General features: G+C 73.6%; 8 protein-coding genes. 1 reads left to right on the forward strand and 7 read right to left on the reverse strand.

Annotated features, from left to right (window positions below; translation table 11 throughout):
* Positions 1-668 (reverse strand): DUF3097 family protein (locus B4M60_RS11055; protein WP_291083671.1); only part of this gene is annotated, 668 nt, incomplete at its 3' end.
* 77 nt (positions 669-745) lie between these two features.
* Between B4M60_RS11055 and B4M60_RS11060 the strand changes: the two genes are divergently transcribed.
* Positions 746-1,576 (forward strand): hypothetical protein, encoded by an 831-nt coding sequence (locus B4M60_RS11060; RefSeq protein ID WP_291083644.1) that lies wholly within the window; start codon positions 746-748, stop codon positions 1,574-1,576.
* A gap of 54 nt (positions 1,577-1,630) precedes the next feature.
* On the opposite strand, the gene B4M60_RS11065 is transcribed toward B4M60_RS11060, so the two are convergent.
* Genes B4M60_RS11065 through B4M60_RS11090 form a run of 6 tightly spaced genes read right to left on the reverse strand, consistent with a single transcriptional unit; the run spans position 1,631 to position 7,400 of the window.
* Entirely contained in the window at positions 1,631-2,740 is a 1,110-nt protein-coding gene (locus B4M60_RS11065; RefSeq protein WP_291083647.1) for a ferrochelatase, read from the reverse strand.
* Position 2,741: 1 nt separating this feature from the next.
* On the reverse strand, positions 2,742-3,581 hold the full coding sequence (inhA, locus tag B4M60_RS11070; RefSeq protein ID WP_291083649.1) for an NADH-dependent enoyl-ACP reductase InhA: 840 nt from the start codon (positions 3,579-3,581) through the stop codon (positions 2,742-2,744).
* Between the two features lie 2 nt (positions 3,582-3,583).
* Positions 3,584-4,315 (reverse strand): 3-oxoacyl-ACP reductase FabG1, encoded by a 732-nt coding sequence (fabG1, locus tag B4M60_RS11075; RefSeq protein WP_291083650.1) that lies wholly within the window; start codon positions 4,313-4,315, stop codon positions 3,584-3,586.
* A gap of 54 nt (positions 4,316-4,369) precedes the next feature.
* Positions 4,370-5,350, reverse strand: a complete 981-nt coding sequence (locus tag B4M60_RS11080; RefSeq protein ID WP_291083653.1) for a VWA domain-containing protein — start codon at positions 5,348-5,350, stop codon at positions 4,370-4,372.
* Positions 5,347-6,339: a DUF58 domain-containing protein gene (locus B4M60_RS11085; RefSeq protein ID WP_291083655.1), complete on the reverse strand. Its 993-nt coding sequence runs from the start codon at positions 6,337-6,339 to the stop codon at positions 5,347-5,349. The genes B4M60_RS11080 and B4M60_RS11085 overlap by 4 nt, the downstream gene beginning before the upstream one ends.
* Positions 6,336-7,400, reverse strand: a complete 1,065-nt coding sequence (locus tag B4M60_RS11090) for an AAA family ATPase (protein WP_414646790.1) — start codon at positions 7,398-7,400, stop codon at positions 6,336-6,338. Before B4M60_RS11090 ends, B4M60_RS11085 begins: the two co-directional genes overlap by 4 nt.
* Between the last annotated feature and the right edge of the window lie 87 nt (positions 7,401-7,487).

Consider the following 7,487-nt stretch of genomic DNA (forward strand, 5'->3'; position numbering starts at 1 on the left):
GTCTTCCAGTCCTCGCCCCGGGGGACCACCGGCCACTCGTGGATCCCCACCACGGCGGGCTTGACGGCCTGCCAGATGTCCACGTAGGGGTGGCCGGTCACCAGGACGTCCCCACCGAGCCCGGCGACGATCCGGGACTCCTTGCTGCCGGTGACCAGGTGGTCGACCAGCACGCCCAGGCGCGCCTGCGGCGTCGGGCCGAACTCCGCGACGAGCGCCGGCAGGTCGTCGATCCCGTGGAGCGGCTCCACGACGATCCCCTCGACCCGCAGGTCGTGGCCCCAGATCTTCTCCACCAACGCCGCGTCGTGGATGCCCTCCACCCAGATCCGCCCGGCCCGCGCGGTCCGGGCCCGCAGCCCCTCGACCCTCCGGGACCCCGACGCGGTGACCTTCGGGCCCGTCGGCACGACCGGTCCGGGCCGGCGCAGGGTGACCGGGGAGCCGTCGATGAGGAACGCGGCGGGGGTCATGGCGAAGAGGCGCACCAGGCCGCGCCGGTCCTCGAGTTTGACAAAGTCGCCGTCGGGGGTGCGGGTGAAGCCCACGACCGCGCCGCAGAAATCGGAGTCCGGGTGCTCCACCACGAGGTCGTTCTCCGCCACCACGACGGGGATCTCCGGGCGGCGCCGGCGCGCCGTTCCGGCGAGGATGTCGGAGCCGTACATGTCTGCCATGGCCCGACACCGTAGTCGGCCACGCGGTCGGGGGGTGGGCGGCGCACCGGACGGTACGCTCGATGGTCATGTCACGTCCCCTCACCCGGAGCGCCGCCCTGTCACCCGCATGGCCGCTGCCGCTCTTCCTCCTCCGGACCGCCTGGGGGGATCAGCCGTTCGACGACCTCACCCGCTACGTCACGGGTCTGGCGGACGCTCACCTGGTGGAGATCGTGGGCGAGCCCGTCGCGGCGCTCGAGGGCGTCTCCCCCACCGCCGGCCCGACGGGGGTGCTGCCCGGGCTCGTCACCACCCTCCGGCGCGCGGGACGCTCCCACCCGGTCCCCGAGACGCTGTCCCTGCTCACGGCGGCACCGGGGGATTCGTCGAGCCTGCCCCCGGACGCCGGGATCCGCGACGACGTCTCGGAGGCCGGCTGGGGGCTGCTCGTCCGTGATCCCGAGACCCGCGAGGCGGTGTGCCTGACGTGCGTCCACCCCCACCCGGATGTCCTCCGGTGGCGGGTCCGGGGCGTGGTCGACTGCCCCGTGGCGCCGCAACCGGACGGGCCCTCGGCCGCCCTGTCCTCGCTCGGCCGGGCGGTGCTGGAGGCGGCGGAGCTCATCGAGCGGTCTGCGCTCGTCGACCGGTCCGCGCCGAGCGGCGTCGCGACCGCGGCGGTGGACCTGCACCAGCACGTCACCCGCGTGCCCGCCGGGCTGCCGCCCCGGGTGCTCGAGCTGGTGGACCGCATCGACAGGGTGGAGGCGATCATCTCGCTCGCGTTGGCGCGGCCGGGCGTGGGCGTCGACCCGGCCACCCGCGAGCCGGTGCTGCGCCGGCTGGTCGCGGTCAAGGATGCGGCACGTCGCGCCGCGGTGGCCGCGGCCGGGGACGCGGCGGTCAGAGCCGGGTGATCACCCCGGCGCCGTCGCGGATGCTCTCGGCTCCCCCGCCGCTCGCGGCGAGGGTCACGGCCGCCGCGACGGGGCCGGGCAGCAGTCGACCGCGCACCGGGAGCCGTCCCGGGTGCAGCCCAGCGACGCCACCTCGCCGAGGCGCCCGACCGCGGTCCCCGTCTCGAGCTCGTCGAGCAGCTGCAGGACCATCTCGGCGAAGTCCGGGGACGGGCCGGGGGTCGCGCAGCGGGTGATGCGCACGCCGAGGTCCTCGGTCTCGGCCACCAGTTCCGTGTCGAGGTCCCAGATCACCTCCACGTGGTCGGAGATGAAGCCGATCGGGCAGACCACCACGTCGCGGATCCCGCGGTGGGTGGCCAGGTCGTGGACGTGGTCCACCACGTCGGGCTCGAGCCACGGCACGCTCGGCGGCCCCGACCGGGACTGCCACACCACGTCGTACTCCTCCACCCCGACCGCCGCGGCCACCAGGCGGGCGGCCTCCTTGACCTGACGACTGTAGAGGTGGCCGCCGAGGCGCTTGGGTCCCGCCGTGGCGTCGGCGGTGGCGGGGACGGAGTGGGCGGTGAACACCAGCCGGGGCTCGCCGCCGGTACCTACGCCCGCACCGTCGGAGTCCGACTCGCGGGCCTTCCGGCGGGCCTCGTCGAGGGCCCGGGAGAGGTCGGCGGCAAACCGCTCGACGAACCGCGGATGGTCGTGGAACTGCCGCAGCCGGACCAGGCCGGGTGCGCCCTCGACCTCGCGCCGCGCCCGCGCGATGTCCTCGTGGTACTGCGCGCAGCCCGAGTACCCTCCCCACGCCGAGGTGGCGAACACCGCCGCGGTGCGCACCCCGTCGGCCGTCATCTCGCGGAGGGTGTCGGCCAGGTACGGCGTCCAGTTGCGGTTGCCGAAGTACACCGGCAGGTCGCGGCCGCGTCGCGCGAGCTCGGCCCTGACGTTGGCGATGATCTCGCGGTTGAGGTCGTTGATCGGGCTCCGCCCGCCCAGGTGCCGGTAGTGGGTGGCCACCTCCTCCAGGCGCTCGGCCGGGATCCCCCGCCCGCGGGTGACGTTCTCGAGGAACGGGATCACGTCGTCCTGCCCCTCCGGGCCGCCGAAGGACAGGACGAGCAGTGCGTCCACGGGTCCCGTCACGAGGGGTGAGTCGTCTGACATGTCAGTTCTCCTGTCCGCTGAAGGAGACGGTGCCGGCGCCGCCGTCCGCGTAGATCACTGTCCCCGTGGTGGCCGACATGAGGTCCGAGAGGAGCGCGACCGCGGTGGTGGCCACGGACGTGGGGTCGTTGACGTCCCACCCGAGCGGCGAGCGCCTGGCCCATTCGTCCTGCATCAGGTCGAGCTCCCCGCCGGGCCCCAGGGCGTCGCCCGCGATCGCCTTGGCGGCGAGGGTCTTGACCGGTCCCGCGGCGATGAGGTTGGACCGCACGCCGTCGGGTCCGAGTTCGCGGGCCACGTAGCGGTTGACCGCCTCGAGGGCGTTCTTGGCGACCGACATCCAGTTGTAGAAGGGCATGGAGAACCTCGGGTCAAAGTCCAGCCCGATGATCGACGCCCCCGGGTTGAGCAGCGGCCGCACGGCTCTGGCCAGGGCGGCGTACGAGTAGGCGGAGACCTCCACCGCGACCGAGACGTCCTTCCACGGCGCGTCGAGGAACGGGTCCCCCAGGCAGCTCGGCGGGGCGAAGCCTATGGAGTGGACCACCCCGTCCAGGGAGTCGGCGTGGTCGCGGACCCGCTCCTCGAGCGCCGCGAGGTCGTCCTCGCTCTGCACGTCGAGCTCGATCACCGCCGGGCGTTGGGGCAACCGCTTGGAGATCGCCCGGACCAGCGAGGGCCGGCCGAACGCGGTGAGGATGACCGTGGCGCCGTGCAGTTGGCAGTGCTTGGCTATGTGGAAGGCGATCGAGGCGTCGGTGATCACCCCGGTGACGAGGATGGTCTTGCCCGCGAGCAGGCCGGAGCCCGGCGCGGCGGGGGTGTCGGTGGTCTCGGTCATGTTCAGTGCCCCATTCCCATTCCGCCGTCGACCGGGATCACGGCCCCGGAGATGTATCCGGCGTCGTCCCCGGCGAGGAAGCTCACGGCACCGGCGACATCCTCGGCCGAGCCCGTGCGGCCGAGCGGGATCGCCGCCACGGCGAGTTCCCGGGTCTTCTCGTCCAGCGCTGCGGTCATGTCGGTGTCGATGAACCCGGGCGCCACCACGTTGGCGGTGATATTGCGGGAGCCCAGCTCGCGGGTGAGGGAGCGGGCCATCCCGATGAGCCCGGCCTTGGAGGAGGCGTAGTTGACCTGCCCGGCCGTCCCGGACTGGCCGACCACCGAGCCGATGAGGATGATGCGGCCGAACTTGGCCCGCAGCATCGCGCGGGACGCCCGCTTGGCCACCCGGAACGCGCCGGAGAGGTTGGCGTCGACGACCCGGGTGAACTGCTCGTCCTTCATGCGCATGAGGAGGGTGTCGTCGGTGATGCCGGCGTTGGACACCACCACCTCGACGGGCCCGAACTCCGCCTCGACCGCGGCGAACGCCGCGTCCACCGACTCGGGGTCGGTCACGTCGCACCGCACCCCGAACAGCCCCTCCGGGGCCCCGGACCCGCGGTGGGTCACCGCCACCCGGTGGCCGTCGGCCCGGAGCCGTTCGGCCACGGCCCGGCCGATCCCGCGGTTGCCTCCGGTCACCAGGACCGTTCTGGGGGTTGCGGCGGGCGTGCTCTGGGAATCCATGTGCACCAACCTAGCGAACCCGGGCGGGTGCGCAGGCGCTGGTGCCGGGTCCCGTCACGGGATGCGACGGTTGGTCGCGAGGGAGCCGGCCGCGGCGAGCATCGCCAGGAGGGATCCGATGATCAGCCACGGGCGCGACGCGTCCGCCTTCTTCCACTCGTACCCGATCTGCTCCTCCAGGGTGCGGTAGACGGAGTCGAGCTCCTCGAGGCTGGAGGCGGTGAAGAAATCGCCCCCCGAGATCTCGGCGATGGTGCGCAGGGAGGCGTCGTCGACGGGGACGGGCTGCGCGCGACCCTGGATGTCGACCGTGCCGTAGAGGGTGCCGAACGAGATCGTGGAGACCGGGATGCCCGCCTCCTTGGCCCGCTCGGCAGCGGTGAACGCACCGCGCTCCTCGGTGGGGTCGGCGGGCACGGTCTCCTTGCCGTCGGACAGGAGCACGATCCGGGCCGGCGGGGCCTGGTCGGAGCCGCCGAGGCTCTCCGTGAACGTGGTGATGGCCTGGGTGGCGGTGTAGATGGCCTCGCCCGTCGCGGTCCGCTCGTCCAGTCTCAGCCGGTCGATCGCGCGGACCACCGGCCCGCGGTCGGTGGTGGGGGCGACGAGCATCGACGCCGTCCCGGCGAAGGAGACCAGTCCCAGGTTGACGCCCGGGGTGAGGTTGCCCGCGAAGGTGGTGGCGGCCTGTTGGGCGGCCTCGAGCCGGGACGGGGGGACGTCGGTGGCCTCCATGGACAGGGAGACGTCGACGACGAGCATGACCGTCGCCCGGTTCCGTGGCACCTTCTGGTCCTTCTGGGGTCCGGCCAGGGCCACCACCAGGGAGAGCAGCGCCAGGACCAGGAGGACGGCCGGGACGTGCGTGAACCACCTGATGCCGCCGCGGTCGACCGTGCGCAGGACCCCGAAGTTGCCGAAGCGGACGGTCCTGCGCCGCTTGGAGCGCAGCGCGATCACGTAGCCGACCGCGATCGCGACGGGCACCGCCAGGAGCAGCAGCCACAGGGGGTGCTGGAACTCGGACAGGCTCACGATTGGACCCCGCCCGCGCCCGGCTCGTCGCCCGGCCCGTCGCCCGGCAGGTCGTCCGCCAGGTTGTCCCCGGTGGGCAGACCGCCCTGGCGCCGCGCGCCCACGTAGTCGATCACGTCCCGGAGCCAGTCCCGGTCGGTGCGCATGGCCAGGACCGGGGCTCCGCAGCGCCGGAGGGCGGCGTGCACCTCCGCGCGGTGGTCCTCCGCGGCCCGGCGATAGTCCGCCGCGAGCGCGTCGTCGACATCCACCTCGAGGACCTCCCCGGTGGCGGGGTCCTGGAGCAGCGCGGCCCCGACGGCGGGAAGGGCGATGTCGAGCGGGTCGGCCACGTGCACGGCCAGGAACTCGTGGCGGGTCCCCAGGACGCGCAGGGAGCGCTCCCAGTCGAGGTCGGAGAGGAAGTCCGAGACCACCACGACGAGGCCGTGCCGACGCGCGGCGTTACGGACCGCGCGCAGCGCGTCGTGGAGGGCCCCGCCCGGCGAGACGTCGGTGCGCGACCGGGAGACCTCCTCGAGCAGCCGCCGGACGTGGTCCCGCCCGCCCGCGGCTCGGAACACCCGCGGGTGCCCGTGGCCGGTGAGCACCATCCCCACGCGGCTTCCTCCCCCCGCGGAGAGGAAGCCGACGGTGGCGACCGCCGCCTCCACGAGCCTGCGCTTGGTGCCGTACCGCCCCTCGACGTCGATGCTGGGCGCCAGGTCCACCACGATCCAGGTCTCCAGTTCCCTGTCGGCGATGGTCTGCCGGATGTGCGGCACGGTGGTCCGGGCGGTGACGGACCAGTCCATGGTCCGGACGTCGTCGCCGGGTTCGTAGGCGCGGGCCTCGCCGGGCTCGGTTCCCGGCCCGGGCAGGAGCCCGCGGTGGTCGCCGTTGAGGACGCCGTCGAGCCGGCGGCTGACGAGGAGTTCGAGATGGGCGAGGGCCGCGCGCGACGCCGCCGCCACCGGCTCGTCGCGGGTGCCCTCGTCGGCGCGGGTCACCGGACCGGCGGCGGGCCGGGTTGGACGGGTACCGCGGTGACCTGCGGGAGCGGGACGGCCTCGAGGACGCGACGGACCACGGTGTCGGCGGTGATCTCGTCCGCGAGGGCGTCGTAGGTCAGCACGAGGCGGTGGCGGAGCACGGCGGGCAGGACATCCACGACGTCCTGCGGCACGACGTAGTCGCGGCCGCGGACCAGCGCGAGCGCCCGCGCCGCGGTGACGGCGCCCAGGGTGGCGCGGGGCGAGGCGCCGTACGCCAGCCACCGGGCCACGTCCTCGAGCCCGTGGCGCGCGGGCTCGCGGGTCGCCACCGTGACGCGGACCACGTAGTCCACCAGCGCGTGGTGGACGAACACCTCCCGCACCGCGTCCTGGAGGCGGAGCAGGGCGTCCACCCCGAGGACCGGGGACGGCTGCGGGGGCGTGGTCCCCATCCGGTAGACGATCTCTCGCTCCTCCTCCGGGCTCGGGTAGTCCACGAGGAGCTTGAACAGGAAGCGGTCGCGCTGCGCCTCCGGCAACTGGTAGACCCCCTCGCTCTCGATGGGGTTCTGGGTGGCCATCACCAGGAACGGTGAGGGCATCGGGAAGGTCTGGCCGCCGATCGAGACGTGGCCCTCGGCCATCACCTCCAGCAGCGCCGACTGGACCTTGGCGGGAGCGCGGTTGATCTCGTCAGCCAGCACGAAGTTGGCGAGGATCGGGCCGAGTTCGACGTCGAACTCCTCGCGCCCCTGCCGGTAGATCCGGGTGCCGACGATGTCCGCCGGGACGAGGTCCGGGGTGAACTGGAGCCGGCGGAAGCTGCCGCCCACCACGGTGGCGAACGTCTCCACGGTGAGGGTCTTGGCCACGCCCGGCACCCCCTCGAGGAGGATGTGGCCGCGCGAGAGCAGTCCCACCAGGATCATCTCGATGAGCCGGTCCTGGCCCACCACGACCTTCTTGACCTCGTACGCCACCCGCTCGAGCAGCGCGGCGTCCGCCGCCGCGGAGGACGCGGTGGCCGCGGGGCGTGTGTCCGGGCCGGGCGACTGGTCGGGGTGGGGTTCGCTCACCGCGGTGGGCTCCTTCACGTGGTCGGGAGGGTCCGGCACCCGGCCGGACCGTGGGGTGTGTCCGTGGACGACAGTACCGGTGCGCGG

Source organism: Dietzia sp. UBA5065 (assembly GCA_002415925.1).
In the GTDB taxonomy this organism is placed as follows: Bacteria; Actinomycetota; Actinomycetes; order Mycobacteriales; family Mycobacteriaceae; genus Dietzia.

Coding starts and splice junctions, on each gene's coding strand:
- B4M60_RS11060 (WP_291083644.1), top strand. CDS start 746: ATGTCACGTCCCCTCACCCGGAGCGCCGCCCTGTCACCCGCATGGCCG.
- fabG1 (WP_291083650.1), bottom strand. CDS start 4,315: ATGGATTCCCAGAGCACGCCCGCCGCAACCCCCAGAACGGTCCTGGTG.
- inhA (WP_291083649.1), bottom strand. CDS start 3,581: ATGACCGAGACCACCGACACCCCCGCCGCGCCGGGCTCCGGCCTGCTC.
- B4M60_RS11065 (WP_291083647.1), bottom strand. CDS start 2,740: ATGTCAGACGACTCACCCCTCGTGACGGGACCCGTGGACGCACTGCTC.